This window comes from Burkholderia plantarii, assembly GCF_001411805.1.
In the GTDB taxonomy this organism is placed as follows: domain Bacteria; phylum Pseudomonadota; class Gammaproteobacteria; order Burkholderiales; family Burkholderiaceae; genus Burkholderia; species Burkholderia plantarii.
The window spans coordinates 3,874,132-3,890,991 of the sequence record NZ_CP007212.1 but is presented as its reverse complement, the minus strand read 5'-3'; the positions used below and the strand labels follow the sequence as shown (position 1 = coordinate 3,890,991).

Sequence of the window (16,860 nt, the reverse complement as noted above, 5' to 3'; positions counted from 1 at the left end):
TCGGCGCGCGCCCCATGGACCCGCGCCAGCCGGCCCCGGCGCCGGCACGCACAACAAGCTGAAAGGAAATGGCGATCATGATTACGTTCAAGAGCAAGGCGGCACAGGACCTCGACGTCCTGAAGGATTTCGCGGTGTACGTGCTGGGCATCGTCGGCAAACAGCTGGGCGAGCGCGGCGTCATCACCCATGACGAACTGGATGGCGCGATCGCGAAGCTCGAGGCGGTCACCGACCAGGCGCGGCGCGCGAGCGCCGAGCACGGCGGCCACTTCCACGAGGACGAAAACGACCACGCCCATCATGAAGTCCCGCCGAGCGTGGCGCAGCGCGTCGCGCCGTTCCTCGGCATGCTGCGCGCGGCCAAGGCGCAGAACGCCGACGTCCACTGGGGCTTCTGAGCCCCGCCGGGGTTGACCCGGCGCCCGAACTGCCTCGGGCCGGCCGCCCATGAAAAAGCCCGCTTCCTGGAAGCGGGCTTTTTTGTGCGCGTCGCGCGAGGCAGCGCGGCCGCGGCGGCTCGCCGATTGCTCCGATGATTTCGGCCGTGGCCCCGTTTGCGCCTACAGCAGCGGCGCGAGCGCGCGGCGCGCGTCGGTGTCCGACAGCGACATGCGCGCGGCGAAGTCGGCCACCTGGTCGTCGGCGATCTTGCCAACCGAGAAGTAGGTGCTGTCCGGATGCGCGAGGTAGAAGCCCGACACGCTCGCGGCCGGCAGCATCGCCAGCGACTCGGTCACGCTCATGCCGATCTCCCCGGCACGCAGCACGTCGAACATCGCGCGCTTGACGAGGTGGTCGGGGCAGGCCGGATAGCCGGGCGCCGGGCGGATGCCGGCGTACTTCTCGGCGATCAGCGCGTCGTTGTCGAGCGTCTCGCCCGCCGCGTAGCCCCACAGCTCGCGCCGCACGCGCGCGTGCAGGGCCTCGGCGAAGGCCTCGGCGAAGCGGTCCGCGAGCGCCTTCAGCATGATCGCGCTGTAGTCGTCGTGGTCGGCCTCGAACTGCTTTTCCTTGAGGTCCACGCCGAGCCCGGCCGTGACCGCGAACATGCCGATGTAGTCGGCCACGCCCGAGTCCTTCGGGGCGATGAAGTCGGCCAGCGACCGGTTCGGCCGCATCACCCCGTCCACCACCGGGCGCTCGCTCTGCTGGCGCAGGTTGCTCCAGCGCATCAGCACCTCGCTGCGCGTGTCGTCGGTGTAAATCTCGATGTCGTCGTCGTTCACCGTGTTGGCCGGCAGCAGCGAGATCACGCCGTTGGCGGTCAGCCAGCGGCCCTGGATCAGACGCGAGAGCATCGACTTGCCGTCCGAGAACACGCGCCGCGCCGATTCGCCGACGATCTCGTCGTTGAGGATCGCCGGATACGGGCCGGCCAGGTCCCAGGTCTGGAAGAACGGACCCCAGTCGATGTACTGCGCGAGTTCGGCCAGGTCGTAGTTCTTGAACACGCGGCGGCCGATGAACTTCGGCTTGACGGGCGTGTAGCCGGCCCAGTCGATCTTCGTCTTGTTGGCGCGCGCGGCGGCCAGCGTGACCATCGGCTGCTTCTTCTTGTTCGCGTGCTGGTCGCGGATCCGGTCGTACTCGCCCTTCAACTCGTCGAGGTAGCGCGTCGCGCCTTCGTCCGACAGCAGGCTGGAGGCCACCGACACCGAGCGCGAGGCGTCCGGCACGTACACCACCGGGCCTTCGTAGTGCGGCGCGATCTTCACGGCCGTATGCACGCGCGAGGTGGTGGCGCCGCCGATCAGCAGCGGGATCTTCTTCACGCGGAAGTAGTCGTCGCGCTGCATCTCGGCGGCCACGTAGGCCATCTCTTCCAGGCTCGGCGTGATGAGGCCCGACAGGCCGATGATGTCGGCGCCCTCGACCTTCGCCTTGGCGAGGATCTCGTTGCACGGCACCATCACGCCCATGTTGACCACTTCGAAGTTGTTGCACTGGAGCACCACCGACACGATGTTCTTGCCGATGTCGTGGACGTCGCCCTTCACGGTCGCGATCACGATCTTGCCCTTCGCGCGCACGTCGCCGCCGGCCTCGGCCAGGCGGCGCTTCTCTTCCTCGATGAACGGGATCAGGTGGGCGACCGCCTGCTTCATCACGCGCGCCGACTTCACCACCTGCGGCAGGAACATCTTGCCCTGGCCGAACAGGTCGCCGACCACGTTCATGCCGTCCATCAGCGGGCCTTCGATCACGTTGATCGGCCGCCCGCCGGCCGCGTCGATCGCCGCGCGCGCCTCTTCCGTGTCCTCGACGATGAAGTTGGTGATGCCGTGGACCAGCGCGTGCGCGAGGCGCTTCTCGACCGGCTGGTTGCGCCACTCGAGGTTCTCCTCCTTCTTCGCGGCGCCGGTCTTGAACTTGTCGGCCACTTCGAGCAGGCGGTCGGTGGCGTCGTCGCGGCGGTTCAGGATCACGTCCTCGACGCGCTCGCGCAGCTCGGCGTCGAGATCGGCGTAGACGCCGAGCTGGCCCGCGTTGACGATCCCCATGTCCATGCCGGCCTGGATCGCGTGGTAGAGGAACACGGTGTGGATCGCCTCGCGCACCGGGTCGTTGCCGCGGAACGAGAACGACACGTTCGACACGCCGCCGCTGATCTTCGCGTGCGGCAGGTTCTGCTTGATCCAGCGCGTCGCCTCGATGAAGTCGACCGCGTAGTTGTTGTGCTCCTCGATGCCGGTGGCCACCGCGAAGATGTTCGGATCGAAGATGATGTCCTCGGGCGGGAATCCGCATTCGTCCACCAGCATCCGGTACGAGCGCGTGCAGATCTCGGTCTTGCGCTGGAACGTGTCGGCCTGGCCGGTCTCGTCGAACGCCATCACCACGGCCGCCGCGCCGTAGCGGCGGATCAGCCGCGCGTGGTGGCGGAACTGCTCCTCGCCTTCCTTCAGCGAGATCGAGTTGACGATCGCCTTGCCCTGCACGCACTTGAGGCCCGCCTCGATCACCTCCCACTTCGACGAGTCGATCATGATCGGCACGCGTGCGATGTCGGGCTCGGAGGCGATCAGGTTCAGGAAGCGCACCATCGCCGCCTTCGAATCGAGCATCGCCTCGTCCATGTTGATGTCGATCACCTGCGCGCCGTTCTCGACCTGCTGGCGCGCGACCGCCAGCGCCTCGTCGAACTGGCCGTTCAGGATCATGCGCGCGAACGCCTTCGATCCGGTCACGTTGGTGCGTTCGCCGACGTTGATGAAGAGCGTGCCTTGGGTGACGTTGAACGGCTCGAGGCCGGCAAGGCGCATGGTGTGATCGGTCATGACGGGCGTATCGTTGTCGTATCGGTAGGGGCGCTCTGGGCGGCGGGCCGGCGCCCGCGCGGGGCGGCCGGCGCGGCGGGTCAGGCGGCTTCGCTGTAGTGCGACGGCCAGCGGCGCGGCTTCACGTCGGCGAGTGCCTTGGCGATCTCGGCGATGTGCTCGGGGGTGGTGCCGCAGCAGCCGCCCGCCAGGTTCACGAGGCCGGCCTGCGCGAACTCCCTGAGCAGCCCCGAGGTGACGTCGGGCGTTTCGTCGAAGCCGGTCTCGGCCATCGGGTTCGGCAGGCCCGCGTTCGGGTAGCACGACACGTAGGTATCGCAGAGCTTGGCCAGCTCGGCGATGTACGGGCGCATCAGCGCCGCGCCGAGTGCGCAGTTCAGGCCGAACGTGAGCGGGCGCGCGTGGCGCAGCGAATTCCAGAACGCCTCGACCGTCTGGCCCGAGAGGATCCGGCCCGACGCGTCGGTCACGGTGCCCGAGATCATGATCGGCAGGCGTTCACCGGTGTCCTCGAACAGCTGGTCGAGCGCGAACAGCGCGGCCTTCGCGTTCAGCGTGTCGAAGATCGTCTCGACCAGGAACAGGTCCACGCCGCCGTCGAGCAGCGCCTTCGCCTGTTCGTAATACGAATCGCGCAGTTCGTCGTAGGTGACGTTGCGCGCGCCCGGATCGTTGACGTCGGGCGAGATGCTGGCGGTTTTCGGCGTCGGTCCGATCGCGCCGGCCACGAAGCGCGGCTTGTCGGGCGTCGAGTATTTCAGCGCCGACTCGCGCGCGAGTTTCGCCGATTCGAGGTTCATCTCGACCACGAGGTGCTCCATCTCGTAGTCGGCCTGGGCGATGGTGGTCGCGCCGAAGGTGTTGGTCTCGACGATGTCGGCGCCGGCCGCGAAGTACTGGTCGTGGATCTCGCGGATCGTGTCCGGCTGGGTCAGCGACAGCAGTTCGTTGTTGCCCTTGATGTCACGCGCGAAGTCGGCGAAGCGCGCGCCGCGATAGGCGGCCTCGTCGAACTTGTAGCGCTGGATCATGGTGCCCATCGCGCCGTCGAGAATCAGGATCCGGCGCTCGAGCAGCGCGGGCAGGTCGGCGCCGCGCGTATAGGACGCGGCGAGGGCGGAGCGGGCGGACGGGGATGGCGACATGGCGGACCCACGGCAATGGCGGAAAAGCCACATTGTAGCGGTTGCCGGACGGCCACGTCGGGCCGGGCCGCCAACGAAAACCCCCGCGCGGCGGACCGGGCGGGGGCGGGAACGCGGCTTGCGCGCGGCGGGGCGGGAAGTGCGGCCGCCCGGCCGGCCAGCCAGGGCGCGCGCCGCGCGAGCGGCGGCGCGCGTGCAGCGCTAGTGCAGCACCACCGGCTGTGTCATCAGGCTGTCGAACTGGCCGAGGAATTCGTCGACCTCGTCGAGCGACGGCTCGTCTTCGATCAGCTGCTTCACATGTTCACGAAAGCGTGCGGCCAGTTCCCCGTCGATGAAGATCTCGCGCTGGGAGTTCTTGTCCACGATTTCATAGCCACCGGAATTCATCGCATGATGGCCGAGCTGCGGCGCGAATTCGACGACGCAGTAGTTGGGGCTGTTGTAGATCATTTGCATGGCGGCACTCCTCTTTGCTGTGGCTGTCAGGCCGAATGCTCCGAAGGTGGGGCGGACCTGGCCGGTTTCAAGGGGTTGGCGCTGCACGCCCGCGCGGCAAGGGCGTTTCGGTTAGAGACCGATCTCGTTGAAACGGTTCCGATTTTCCTCCACTGCACGGGTCAAGTTGTCAAACATTGTCAACACTGTGACGCAAGTTTACCTGCGAACCGCCGGCCCTGATGCGACGGGGCTGATCGGTCGAAATTACCGCGCGCCCGAGACTGCTTGTGACGGCGACGCGACGATGCCGGAGGCCGGGGCCGGGGCAGTGACGGTTGAAGCCGCCGGAGCCGCTGGAACCGCTGGAACCGACGAAGCCGCTGAAGCCGACGAAGCCGCTGAAGCCGACGAAGCCGCTGAAGCCGACGAAGCCGACGAAGCCTCGCGCGTTACCCTTTCATCGTAGCCGAGCTGAGCGGTGGCTGCTGAGCGTCCTTGCCAGAGCAATTCGATCTCCGAACCGTTGGGCTCGGTCTGCACCAGCCGCACCGGCAGCCAGTCCAGCGACGGCGCGAGCCAGATGTCGATGCGGCGCGTGTCGCCGGCGCGACGCGGCAGGCGGCGGAAGTGGCGAGCCTGCAGCGGGCCGGCGTCGGTGCGGATCGATTCGTCGCCGATCGTGACGATCGGCCAGGTCTCGCCGCTGTCGTTGTCGACCACCAGGAACTCACGCGCCACGCCCGGCCGATAGCTGTCGGGCGCGCCATGCACGAGCCCCGAGAGCTGCATCAGCAGGCTGAAGCGATCCTGCGCGCCGTCGGGCAGCGCGATCGAATTCGGCGTCTTCGTGAACACGATCTGCTTCGAGTCGCGGTTGAAGATCGCGATGTCGGCCGGGCGCCGGCCGCGCTGCTCGGTGTAGCGCTCGGGGGCGACCCCGAAGCCGTCGATGCGTCCGCGGCTCTCGTAGCTGTATGGCCCGACGAACGGCACCGGGATGTCGATCGCGAGCCGGTAGCGGCGGCCGTCGGTGACCCAGTGGATCGTGGCGGTGCCGTTCAGGTTGCCGTTGAAGTATGCGCCGTAGCGCAAGTCGCCCGAGGGCGGCGGCACGAACTTCACGCCCGGCGCGGGTGCGGAGGCCGGCGCGGCGCGGTCGGCGGTGGAATTCGACGCGGCCGCGGTGCCGGTGCCTGCACCGGTGTCCGCGCCGGTTTCGGCGGACGGGGCGGTAGGGCTCGTGGTGACGGGCGACGGCTGCGTCGTGGTCAGCACCGGAGCATGCTCGGGCGGCGCCGTGGGCGGCCGCGGCGCGGGTGCGGCGGCGGGGCGATGCGGCGGTTGTGGCGGACGGGGCGCGGGCGCCGGCGCGCGTTCGATCGGCTGCGGCTTGAGCAGTTCGACCTGCACCGGCGTGTCGTCTTGCGACGACGGGTTCGCGGGCGCGCGATAGCCGGCGAACCACAGCGCCACGAGGCCGTGCAGCAGCAGCACGACCGCGAGCGTCAGCGCGATGCGCAGCAGGCGGCGCGGCGAGGCGCGTGACGAGTCGGAGGGCGGGGACGGCGGCATCGGTCAGGGTGTCGTGAAGGCGATGGCGTGGCTCGCGGTGACGGTTCGGGTGAGGGGCCGGCGCGCGGCGTCGGAATCGGGCGAGCAAGCTTCGTTCCGGGTTCGGCGAGGCACCGCGCTCGGCACCGCTCCTGTCATGCGGGCGCGATACGGCGGGACGGGACGGACAGGTGGGACAGCCGCGCGCCGCGATCGTTCGCGGCGCGTGACATGGCGAATGACGCGGCTCGGCCCGTCACGCCTCGTGCGCCGGACTGTAGCCGATTTGATAGGACAGGTTCGCGGCGCACTCGCGCAGCGCGAGATCGACCTCGCCGCCCCAGGCGATGTCGAACACGCCTTCGTGGCCGAGCGCGACGAGGCCGAGCGCGAGTTCGCCGAGCGAATCGAACACCGGCATGCAGAACGCATGGATGGTGGGCAGCAGCATGCCCTCGACGCGCGCGGCGCCGTGCTCGCGCACTTCGGCCAGGCGCGCCTCGAGCGCCTCGCGCGTGCGCGGGCCGTGGTGATGCGGCGCGCGGCGCAGGTCGGCGAGCTCGCGTTCGAGCAGCGCCTCGGTCTTGCCGCGCGGCAGGTAGGCGGCGAACAGCAGGCCGGTGGCCGAGCCGAGCAGGGGCATCACGTCGCCGAGCTTCAGCGACGCGCGGGCCGGATGGCTCGATTCCATCCAGTGGACGATGGTCGGCCCGTGGTTGCCCCACACGGCGATGCCGACGGTCTGGTCGAGCTGGTCGCGCAGCGCGCTCAGCGCGATCCGCGCGAGCTTCACGCCGTCCACGCGCGCGAGCCGGGCGAGCCCCATCTGCAGCGCGAAGCCGCCGAGTTCGTAGCGGCCCGAGACGGGATCCTGCGCGACCACGCCGAGCCGCTGGAAGCTGACCAGATAACGGTGTGCCTTGGCGGGGCTCATCTGCGCGCGATGCGCGAGGTCGCGCAGCATCATCGCGCGCGGCTCCTGGGTCAGCACGTCGAGCAGCCGGAAGCCGACCTCGATCGACTGGATGCCGGAGCGCACTTTTTCCTCGGCGCCGTCGTCGGCGAGCTCGTCGGGTTCGGTGTCGGACATGGCGGGGGCGCGTGAGGCGAAAAGGAACGGAAAGCGGCAACGGAAAAGCGCGGCCCGGCGGGGCGCCGCGCCCCGCCGGCACGGCGGGCGCGCCTCGCGCCTCGCGCCGCCGCGGGCGATGCGCGGCCTTCGCCGCGCGGTTCACCATCGTAGAATAGTTTCCTTTCCTCGTCACTACACGGTACCCAGCTCCATGAAACTTGCATCGCTGAAGGACGGCACGCGCGACGGCCAATTGATCGTCGTGTCGCGCGACCTGCAGACGGCGGCGATCGCCGACACGGTCGCGCCGACGCTGCAGCGCGCGCTCGACGACTGGACCTTCCACGCCCCGCAGCTTCGCGAGCTCTACGACGCGCTCAACCACGGCCGCGCGCGCCGTTCGTTCGCGTTCGAGGCGGCCGACTGCATGGCGCCGCTGCCGCGCGCGTTCCAGTGGGCCGACGCCTCGGCCTACCTGAACCACGTCGAGCTGGTGCGCCGCGCGCGCGGCGCCGAGCTGCCGCCCGAGCTGGCGACCGATCCGCTGATGTACCAGGGCGGCAGCGACGATTTCCTCGGGCCGCGCGAGGACATCGTCTGCGCCTCCGAGGCGTGGGGGATCGACTTCGAGGCCGAGGTGGCGGTGGTGACGGGCGACGTGCCGATGGGCACCGCGCCCGACGACGCGCTGAAGGCCGTGCGGCTCGTGATGCTGGCCAACGACGTGTCGCTGCGCAACCTGATTCCGGCCGAGCTCGCGAAGGGCTTCGGCTTCTTCCAGAGCAAGCCGGCCACGGCGTTCTCGCCGCTGGCCGTCACCACCGACGAGCTCGGCGAGAGCTGGCGCGACGGGCGCCTCTCGCGGCCGATGCTGGTTCACTGGAACGGCAAACGGGTCGGCCAGCCCGACGCCGGCACCGACATGACGTTTCATTTCGGACAGCTGATCGCGCACGCGGCGAAGACCCGCAACCTGCGGGCCGGAACCATCGTCGGCTCGGGCACGGTGTCGAACCGCGACGCCACGCGCGGCTACTGCTGCATCGCCGAGAAGCGCTGCCTCGAAACCATCGAGCACGGCGCGCCCGCCACCGAGTTCATGCGCTACGGTGATCGCGTGAAGATCGAGATGCTCGACGCGGCCGGCAAGTCGATCTTCGGCGCGATCGAGCAGGCTGTCGCGCCGCTCGACGGGGCGGCCTGAGCGCGGGCGGCACCATCACGACACAACGCCACCATAACGACATCGACAAGGAGCGAGACATGAGCCAACCCGATGCTTACGCCGGCTACCAGGCGCTGCGGCTGCGGCGCCTGCCGCACGGCATCCTCGAGATCGTGATGAGCGGCGAGGGCGCCAACCGCAGCGGCCTCGCCACCGCCGACGCGCGCATGCACCGCGAGCTCGCCGGGATCTGGCGCGACCTCGACCGCGATCCCGAGGTGCGCGTCGCGCTGATCCGCGGCGAGGGCAAGGGCTTTTCGGCGGGCGGCGATCTCGCGCTCGTCGAGCAGATGGCCGACGACTTCGCGGTGCGCACGCGCGTCTGGCACGAGGCGCGCGACCTCGTCTACAACGTGATCAATTGCAGCAAGCCGATCGTCTCGGCGATGCACGGGCCGGCGGTGGGCGCGGGGCTGGTGGCCGGGCTGCTGGCCGACGTGTCGATCGCCGCGAACGACGCGCGCATCATCGATGGCCACACGCGGCTCGGCGTGGCCGCCGGCGACCACGCGGCGATCGTCTGGCCGCTGCTGTGCGGGATGGCGAAGGCCAAATACCACCTGCTGCTCTGCGAGCCGGTGAGCGGCGCGCAAGCCGAGCGGATCGGGCTCGTGTCGCTGGCCGTCGACGCGACCGAGCTGCTGCCGACGGCGCTGGCGGTGGCCGAGCGGCTCGCGCACGGCTCGCAGAGCGCGATTCGCTGGACCAAGTACGCGCTCAACAACTGGCTGCGCATGGCCGGGCCGACCTTCGACGCGTCGCTCGCGCTCGAATTCATGGGGTTCTCGGGGCCGGACGTGCGCGAGGGCATCGATTCGCTGCGCGAGCGTCGCGCACCCGATTTCGACGGCGCGGCCTCGCCGTCGGACGGTGAGGCCGGCAAGCCGTGACGTCGAGGCCAGTGCGCGTTCGCGCGACGTCGCGCGATTCCGGCCCGCCGGCGGCGCAAGATCGGGCACAGGATCATCGAACGTGCCGTTCGCGCGTCGCGCCCGCGCGCTATGATCGGATCATGCGCCGTCGCCCGACGCCCGCCCAATCGAACCCGTCACGAAGGATTGCCGCATGACCGATACTTCCGGCTCCAACCCGTTTTCCGGCTTCGCAGGCTTCAAGCCGTCCGACATGCTCGACCGGATGTGGGACATGATGCGGCTCTCGCCGTTCGGCGCCGGCATCGGCGCGGCGCCGGGCCAGGGGCTGCCGCCGTCGCTGTCGGCGATGTCCGACATGATGGCGCCGCTCGCGAGCGTCGAGGAACTCGACAAGCGGATCACCGACCTGCGCGCCGTCGAGCAATGGCTGAAGCTCAATCTCGGCATGCTGCAGTCGGCGATCCAGGCGCTCGAGGTGCAGCGCGCCACGCTCGCCACGCTGCGTGCGTTCGGCGCGCTCGCGCAGGAGTCGATGGCCGCCGCCGAGGCGGCCGTCGCATCGGGCGCCGAAGCCAAGGGCACCCCCGCGTCGGCCGCGCCGGCGTTCGCGTCGCCGTTCGGCATGCCGCCGTTCGGCGCGGTCGCGTCGGCGTCGCCTGAACCGGGCAAGGCCGCGGGCAGTGCGTCCGGCGACGCGGCCGGGGCGGGTGCGGCCGCCGGCAGTGCCGGGACCACCGGCCCGGGCGCGGCGCCCGGCGCCGGCGCGCCGCCGACGGGCGCCGAGGCGTTCGATCCGGCCGGCTGGTGGAACCTGCTGCAATCGCAGTTCAGCCAGCTCGCCAGTTTCGCGATGACGCAGCCCGGCGCCGCCGGGCCGGGCGCGGCGCCGGGAGGCGCCGGCGAGCCCAAACCGAAGCCGGCACCGGCACCGGCGCAGGCCGCCGGCCCGCGCGCGCACAAGCCGGCCACGCGCCGCGCGGCGCCGCCGAAGCCGCGCACGCCGCGCGCCCAGGCATCCGGCGAGGCGCCGAACGACACGCCGCCGCCGGCCGCGAAGGCGTCGCGCAAGCGCAGCCCGTGATGCGCGCCATCCCCCTCTCCTGAGGCCCTGATGCGGCTCGCGCTCGTTCTGATGGGAGGCGGCGCGCGCGCCGCGTATCAGGCCGGCGTGCTGCAGGCGCTGGCAGAGATCGCGCGCGAGGTCGAGCCGGCGCGCCGCGAGCTGCCGTTCGCGATCGTCTGCGGTTCGTCGGCTGGCGCGATCAACGCGGCCGCGATCGCGAGCCACGCCGACGATTTCCCGCGCGGCGCGGCGCGCCTGCTGTCGTTCTGGGAGCACCTGCGGGCCGAGATGATCTACCGCACCGACTGGCTCGGCGTGGCCGGCGCGGGCGCGCGCTGGCTTGCCGCGATGAGCGTCGGCTGGGCGGCGCGGCGCGCGCCGCGCGGGCTGCTCGACAACGCGCCGCTCGCCGACCTGCTGCGGCGCGAACTCGATTTCCACCGTATCGGCCAGATGCTCGGCGCGCGCCGGCTGCATGCGCTGTCGATCACCGCGCTCAGCTACACGAGCGGGCGCCACCTGACGTTCTACGCCGGCAGCGAGCCGATCCACGCATGGCGGCGCGCGCAGCGCACGGCGCGGATGGTCGATCTGTCGGCCGCGCACCTGCTCGCCTCGTCGGCGATCCCGTTCGTGTTCCCGGCCGTGCCGCTCGTGATCGACGGGCGCATCGAGTATTTCGGCGATGGCTCGATCCGCCAGATCGCGCCGCTCTCGCCGGCGATCCATTTCGGCGGCGACCGCATCGTCGTGATCGGCGCGGCGGCCGCGCGCCCCGAAGTGCCGGCCGCCAACGGCCATGCGGTCGGCTATCCGTCGCTCGCGCAGATCGGCCAGCAGGTACTCGCGAGCGTGTTCCTCGATTCGATCGGCACCGACATCGAGCGCATCGAGCACGTCAATCGCGTGGTCGAGCACCTGCCGCGCCAGATCGAGCCCGAGAGCGGCTGGCGTCATGTCGACGTGCTCGCGATCGCGCCGTCCGAGCGCATCGAGCTGATCGCCGCGAAGCACCTGCGGCGGCTGCCGCTGACGGTGCGCGGGCTACTTGGCGCGATCGGCGGCAACCAGCCGGCCGGCGCGTCGTTTGCCAGCTACCTGTTGTTCGAGGCCGAGTTCACGCGCGAACTGATCGCGCTCGGCCACGCCGACGCGCTGCGGCAGCGCGAGACGCTGGCCGCGTGGCTCGCGTCGGCGAGCCCGGGCGGCGGGCCGCCGGCGACGGCGCACGGACTGCCGGCCGGGCTCGTGCCGGCGGTTGTCGATTCGCCCGGTGCCGCGTTGTCGGCTGCCGCGCCGGCTGTTGCCGAACCGTTCACCACCGAAACGCGCGTCGTCGATTCGCCTGGCGCTGAATCGTCCGCTGCCGGACCGCCCGCCGCCGAATCGGCCGCCGTTAAACCGCGTGTCGCCGGACCGCTCGTCGCCGAACCGCCCGCCGCGTCGCCGCCACCGGCATGCTCCGGTTCCGACGGCGCCGTGCCCCCCAATTCTTCACCGATCGGTTCGCTATCCGAACGGAACGACAGGCGCTGAGCAGGACCGGTTCCGGGCCGTCCGCCGCCCGGCGGCGGCTGTGCTTTGTATGCGACGCTTCGTCGCGTTTCGCCCGGCTCATGTCGTGGATCAGTCACATGTGCGTGCTATCATCGCCGACGCCGAAATCATCCAGGACGGGTGCTGGCGACGCGATACGTCCCCGACGCTCGCGCGCACGGCCCCGACAACGACAGCCGGCCTCGAGCCGGCCTACCTCTCAAAAGGCACGCGCGAGGCTCGGCCGGATCGAGCGTTGCGCGTGCCCGCCCCGCAAGCGGTTGCGCGTTCGCAGAAAAGGCGTCGATGCCCAGGTGCATCCGGCGCGTGGTTTAGCGCGTAAAATTACCGGTTCGTCAGGTCGGCGCCCGCATTGTGGGCGCTTGATGCAACAGTCACGTTTAGCAGTCGCAATGCGCAGAACAGGGGTGGGACCATGAACACCATGCTTTATCCGGAACTCTACAAATCGCTCGAAGCCGTCCGTTGGGACATGGAGAAGGACATCCCTTGGGACAAGTTCGATGCGTCGTTGCTGACGGATGAACAGGCGAAGACGATCAAGATGAACGCGATCACCGAGTGGTCGGCGTTGCCCGCGACGGAGATGTTCCTGCGCGACAACCACCACGACAGCGATTTCTCGGCGTTCATGAGCGTCTGGTTCTTCGAGGAGCAGAAGCATTCGCTGGTGCTGATGGAATACCTGCGCCGCTTCAAGCCGGAAATGATGCCGACCGAGGAAGAACTGCACGCGGTGCGCTTCGAATTCGATCCGGCGCCGCCGCTCGAGACGCTGATGCTGCATTTCTGCGGCGAGATCCGTCTGAACCACTGGTATCGCCGTGCCGCCGAATGGCATACCGAGCCCGTCATCAAGCACATCTACGAAACGATCTCGCGCGACGAGGCACGCCACGGCGGCGCCTACCTGCGCTACATGAAGAAGGCGCTCACGAACTGCGGCGACGCGGCGCGTTCGGCGTTCGCGAAGATCGGCGTGCTGATGGCCTCGGCGCGCCGCACCGAGAAGCCGTTGCACCCGACCAACCTGCACGTGAACCAGGCACTGTTCCCGCGCGACACCGTGCAGTCGCGCCTGCCCGATCCCGAGTGGCTCGAGCGCTGGCTCGACGAGCAGATCCGCTTCGACGGCGAGTGGGAAAAGAAGGTCGTCGACCGCATCCTGCACAACCTGTCGATCCTGTTCGAGCGCACCTTCGCGACGGCTCAGGAACTGAACCGCTATCGCAAGGAAGTGACGATGCGCCTGCAGGCGCCGGAAGGCGGCGCGGCCGCCCAGCCCGCCTGACGCGGCGCGCCGCCGTGACACCAGCCCGCCGATGCTCAGCGGGCTTTTTTTATGGCGCGGCGTGAGGGCGTGAGCGTTTTTTTGCCGCCGCACCGCCGCGCTGCCGCACTTTTTGCTTCGATTTCGCGGTTCCGTCGCCGAACCTGCCGCCGCCGGCCCGTCCGGCGAACCGCTCACCCCTGTCGCGTCCCGCGCCGACCTTTCGACCGGAGTCCATGCCGATGCCCGCCGCCTTCGAACGTAAATTCATCAGCCGCGACGCGCTCGCCGCGCTGCGCCCGACGCTGCCGTCGCCCGTCGTGTTCACGAACGGCGTGTTCGACATCCTGCATCGCGGCCACGTCACCTATCTGGCCGACGCGCGCGCGCTCGGCGCCTGCCTGATCGTCGCCGTCAACAGCGACGCCTCGGTGCGCATGCTCGGCAAGGGCGACGACCGGCCGATCAATCGCCAGGAAGACCGCATGGCGCTGCTCGCGGCGCTGGAGTGCGTCGACTGGGTGGTGGGTTTCGAGGAGCAGACGCCGGTGGCGCTGATCGAGGCGGTGCGCCCCGACATCCTCGTCAAGGGCGGCGACTACGACATGGACGCGCTGCCCGAGTCGGCGCTCGTGCGTGGCTGGGGCGGCAAGGCGCTGGCGATTCCGTTCGAGTTCGAGCGCTCGACCACGGCGCTCCTGAAGAAGGTGCGCGCGCACCAGGGCTGAGCCCCCGGCGCGCGGCGTCAGGCGCGCGTCGTCTTGTGGTGCGGCGCGGCCGTGTGCGGCTTGGCCTTGGCGCGCGCCCTGGCGGCCGCGCGGCGCTTCTTGCCCTCGACCAGCGCCACCGGCGCGAGGGTCGCGGCGGCGGCGACCACCGGCGCGGCGCTGTCGAGCTTCGCGGCATGGGCGGCCGCCGGCGCCGGGCCTGCCGACGATGCGGCGGGCGAAGCGGATGCCGGCGTCGCGGCCGACGCGCCGGATGTTGGTGCCGTGGCGGGTGCCGCGGCCCCCGAGGCCGCCGAAGCGCCTGAGGCCGCCGCCTCCGAAGCCGGACCCGCGCCCGACGCCGCGTCCGGCGCCGATGCGCCGAGCGGCTGCACGTCGATCGCCGGCGAGGTGATCGGGCCGCCCACCACCGGCGTTTCGGCCGCCTGCGCCGTCGCGCTGACGCGCAGCGCCTCCGGGCGCACCTGCTGGGCGAGATGCGCGGGCTCGCGCGCGCCGGCCGCGGGCGGCGGACCGAACAGCCCCTCGATCGCGGCCAGCGCGATGAGGTTGGCCACCAGCAAGATCGCGATCAACCAACGTAGCATCATCGTCGAAGCTCTCCCTCGATAATCAGTCCGGCCGGGCCGACGGCATTCCGGCGCGCGGCCTCGATTGTGACCTCATTGGCCGGCGCCGTCGCGCGTCGCATCGCTCGCGATCCGCGCCAGCCCCGACAGCACCAGCGAATCGTGCCGCGTGTAGGGCACCGTCAGCGCGTGCGCCACGGCGTCGGCGGCGCCGCCCGACAGCAGCAGCCGCACCGCGCGGCCCTCCGTCGTCAGGTCGCGCCAGGCGCGCTCGATCAGGCCCACCTGCGCCTGCAGGCAGCCGGCCGACAGCGAGTGCGCCGTGTCGAGCGCGAACGGCACGCGGCCCGACGCGTCGTCGAGTTCGCCGACGAGTCGCAGCGCCGTGTCGGTCGTGAGCGTCGGCAGCTGCGCCGTGTGCATGCCGAGCGCGCGCATCATCATGGCCCAGCCCGGCGCGATCAGGCCGCCTGTGAAGCGGCCGTCGGCGGCGAGCGATTCGAGCGTGGTGGCGGTGCCGAACGTCGCGATCAGCAGCGCCTCGTCCGGATACGCGGCGTGCGCGCCGATCAGCCCGCACCAGCGGTCGCTGCCGAGCTGCGCGGGCGTGGCGTAGCCGTTGGTCACGCCGCATTGTTCGGCGCGTGCCGTGACCAGCGTGCGCGGCAGCCCGGGCCAGCGCGCGTCGATCAGCGCATCGATGCGCGCGCCCACCTCGGCGCCCGCCACGTTCGAGATCCAGGCATGGCGCGGCGCGGCGCGGCCGGTCCAGGCGGGAATCGCCGTCTCGGCATGGGCCCCGGCGCCGCCGGCGAGGCCGCCGGGCGTCGGGCCGGGAGCGCCGCCCGCCGCCGGGGCTGCCGCCGTCCGGCCGATCGCCGTGCTCTCGACGAGCGTGCCGTCGGCGCCGGCGAGCGCCCACTTGATCCGGCTGTTGCCCGCGTCCACCAGCAGCGCGAGGGGCGCCGCCGTCATGGCGCGGCTCCGGTCTCGCGCAGCGAGACGTCGCCGGCCGCGATCGCGCGCCGGCCGTCGGCCGTGTCGAGCAGCAGCTGGCCGCTGTCGTCGATGCCGGCCGCGACGCCGCGCGCCACTTCCTGGCCCTGTTCGAGCAGCACGACTTCGCGGCCCGCATGCGCGTGCAGCGCGGCCCAGCGCGGCCGGAACGGCGCGAGGCCGTCGGCGGCGAAGCGTTCGAGCGCGGTGGCGAGCGGGTCGAGCACGGCGGCGAGCGTATCGGTGAGGTTCGCGCTCGTGCAGGCCGACGACAGCGCGGCGGGCGGCAGCGCGCCCACCAGCGCGGCGTTGCGCTCGCGCAGCGCGGCGACCTCGGCGGCCACCGCCTCGGCGCCGCGCACGTTGATGCCGAAGCCGATCACGATCGCGGTCGCGTCGGCGGTGTTCCAGACCGTCTCGACGAGAATCCCGCCGAGCTTGCCCACCGGCAGGTCGCCATCGGCGAGCAGCAGGTCGTTCGGCCATTTGAGGCGCACCCGCTGGCCGCGCGCGAGCGGCAGCGTGGCGAGCCCCTCGGCCAGCGCGACGCCCACCGCGAGGCTCAGGCCGGCGAGCGCGTCCACCGGGCGCGGCAGCACGCAGCCGACCGAGCACAGCAGCGCGTTGCCGGGCAGCGCGAACCACGGGCGGCCCTGGCGGCCGCGGCCGGCGGTCTGCTCGTAGGCGACGCGCACGATCGGCCGGGGCAGCGCGTTGCGCGTGCGCGGCAGCGTCTTCAGATGGGCGGCGAGGTCGGCGTTGGTCGAGCCGGTCGCCTCGACGATGTCGAGCGGCCACGGCTCGGGGGCGTTGGCGGGCAGCGAGCAGGCGCGCGTCGGATCGATCCGCGCGTCGTCGGGCAGGGGCGGGGAGACGTTCATGGCGGCTATTGTACGAGAGCCGGCGCGGCGGGGCCGGAACGTTCGCGCGGCGCCGCCGGGGCGGGCGAACGGTCGGGGCGGGCGCGGTTGCCGCGGGCGCGATATTGCGCGATGTGCTGTCGGCGCCGGCTTCCGGCGGTGGCGCGGCGCGTCAGGCGGGGGACGATACGGCCGTCCCCGTCCCCGTCCCCGTCCCCGTCCCGGTC

15 protein-coding genes are annotated in these 16,860 nt (G+C 71.0%); 7 read left to right on the top strand and 8 right to left on the bottom strand.

All coding sequences use genetic code 11. From position 1 onward, the window contains the following. Window positions 1-77 precede the first annotated feature (77 nt). The gene (locus tag bpln_RS16700; RefSeq protein WP_042626778.1) at window positions 78-401 is read left to right on the top strand and encodes a DUF1840 domain-containing protein; all 324 of its coding nucleotides are present in this window, start codon (window positions 78-80) and stop codon (window positions 399-401) included. 162 nt (window positions 402-563) lie between these two features. On the opposite strand, the gene metH is transcribed toward bpln_RS16700, so the two are convergent. The 5 genes from metH to bpln_RS16675 all read right to left on the bottom strand — a co-directional run bounded on the left by metH (window position 564) and on the right by bpln_RS16675 (window position 7,508). Continuing rightward, entirely contained in the window at window positions 564-3,281 is a 2,718-nt protein-coding gene (gene metH / locus bpln_RS16695) for a methionine synthase (RefSeq protein WP_080937250.1), read from the bottom strand. Window positions 3,282-3,361: 80 nt separating this feature from the next. After that, entirely contained in the window at window positions 3,362-4,426 is a 1,065-nt protein-coding gene (locus tag bpln_RS16690; RefSeq protein ID WP_042626135.1) for a homocysteine S-methyltransferase family protein, read from the bottom strand. Between the two features lie 201 nt (window positions 4,427-4,627). Continuing rightward, complete coding sequence (locus bpln_RS16685) at window positions 4,628-4,885, bottom strand: BTH_I0359 family protein (RefSeq protein WP_042626134.1); 258 nt, start codon at window positions 4,883-4,885, stop codon at window positions 4,628-4,630. A gap of 246 nt (window positions 4,886-5,131) precedes the next feature. Then, on the bottom strand, window positions 5,132-6,439 hold the full coding sequence (locus tag bpln_RS16680) for a DUF3108 domain-containing protein (RefSeq protein WP_055139315.1): 1,308 nt from the start codon (window positions 6,437-6,439) through the stop codon (window positions 5,132-5,134). A 235-nt stretch (window positions 6,440-6,674) separates the two neighbouring features. After that, on the bottom strand, window positions 6,675-7,508 hold the full coding sequence (locus bpln_RS16675; RefSeq protein WP_055139314.1) for an IclR family transcriptional regulator: 834 nt from the start codon (window positions 7,506-7,508) through the stop codon (window positions 6,675-6,677). Window positions 7,509-7,701: 193 nt separating this feature from the next. Here bpln_RS16675 and bpln_RS16670 point away from each other — a divergent pair, with 193 nt between their 5' ends. The 6 genes from bpln_RS16670 (at window position 7,702) to rfaE2 (ending at window position 14,208) form a co-directional block, all read left to right on the top strand. Then, on the top strand, window positions 7,702-8,694 hold the full coding sequence (locus bpln_RS16670) for a fumarylacetoacetate hydrolase family protein (protein WP_055139313.1): 993 nt from the start codon (window positions 7,702-7,704) through the stop codon (window positions 8,692-8,694). 59 nt (window positions 8,695-8,753) lie between these two features. Beyond that, window positions 8,754-9,605 carry an enoyl-CoA hydratase/isomerase family protein gene (locus bpln_RS16665; protein ID WP_055139312.1) on the top strand — a complete coding sequence of 284 codons (852 nt, stop codon included), beginning with the start codon at window positions 8,754-8,756 and terminating at the stop codon, window positions 9,603-9,605. 175 nt (window positions 9,606-9,780) lie between these two features. Continuing rightward, window positions 9,781-10,671, top strand: coding sequence for a PhaM family polyhydroxyalkanoate granule multifunctional regulatory protein (locus bpln_RS16660; protein ID WP_055139311.1), 891 nt, complete (start codon window positions 9,781-9,783; stop codon window positions 10,669-10,671). A gap of 30 nt (window positions 10,672-10,701) precedes the next feature. Then, the gene (locus bpln_RS16655) at window positions 10,702-12,189 is read left to right on the top strand and encodes a patatin-like phospholipase family protein (protein WP_244132096.1); all 1,488 of its coding nucleotides are present in this window, start codon (window positions 10,702-10,704) and stop codon (window positions 12,187-12,189) included. A 445-nt stretch (window positions 12,190-12,634) separates the two neighbouring features. Next, a complete protein-coding gene (locus bpln_RS16650; protein WP_171907428.1) occupies window positions 12,635-13,501 on the top strand; it encodes a ferritin family protein in 867 nt (288 codons plus the stop codon). A gap of 221 nt (window positions 13,502-13,722) precedes the next feature. Continuing rightward, window positions 13,723-14,208, top strand: a complete 486-nt coding sequence (gene rfaE2, locus bpln_RS16645) for a D-glycero-beta-D-manno-heptose 1-phosphate adenylyltransferase (protein ID WP_042626775.1) — start codon at window positions 13,723-13,725, stop codon at window positions 14,206-14,208. A 17-nt stretch (window positions 14,209-14,225) separates the two neighbouring features. On the opposite strand, the gene bpln_RS37385 is transcribed toward rfaE2, so the two are convergent. The 3 genes from bpln_RS37385 to bpln_RS16630 all read right to left on the bottom strand — a co-directional run bounded on the left by bpln_RS37385 (window position 14,226) and on the right by bpln_RS16630 (window position 16,654). Continuing rightward, on the bottom strand, window positions 14,226-14,798 hold the full coding sequence (locus bpln_RS37385) for a hypothetical protein (protein ID WP_244132095.1): 573 nt from the start codon (window positions 14,796-14,798) through the stop codon (window positions 14,226-14,228). Between the two features lie 72 nt (window positions 14,799-14,870). After that, complete coding sequence (locus tag bpln_RS16635) at window positions 14,871-15,752, bottom strand: type III pantothenate kinase (RefSeq protein ID WP_055139310.1); 882 nt, start codon at window positions 15,750-15,752, stop codon at window positions 14,871-14,873. Beyond that, entirely contained in the window at window positions 15,749-16,654 is a 906-nt protein-coding gene (locus bpln_RS16630; RefSeq protein WP_055139309.1) for a biotin--[acetyl-CoA-carboxylase] ligase, read from the bottom strand. The genes bpln_RS16635 and bpln_RS16630 overlap by 4 nt, the downstream gene beginning before the upstream one ends. Window positions 16,655-16,860: the final 206 nt, after the last annotated feature.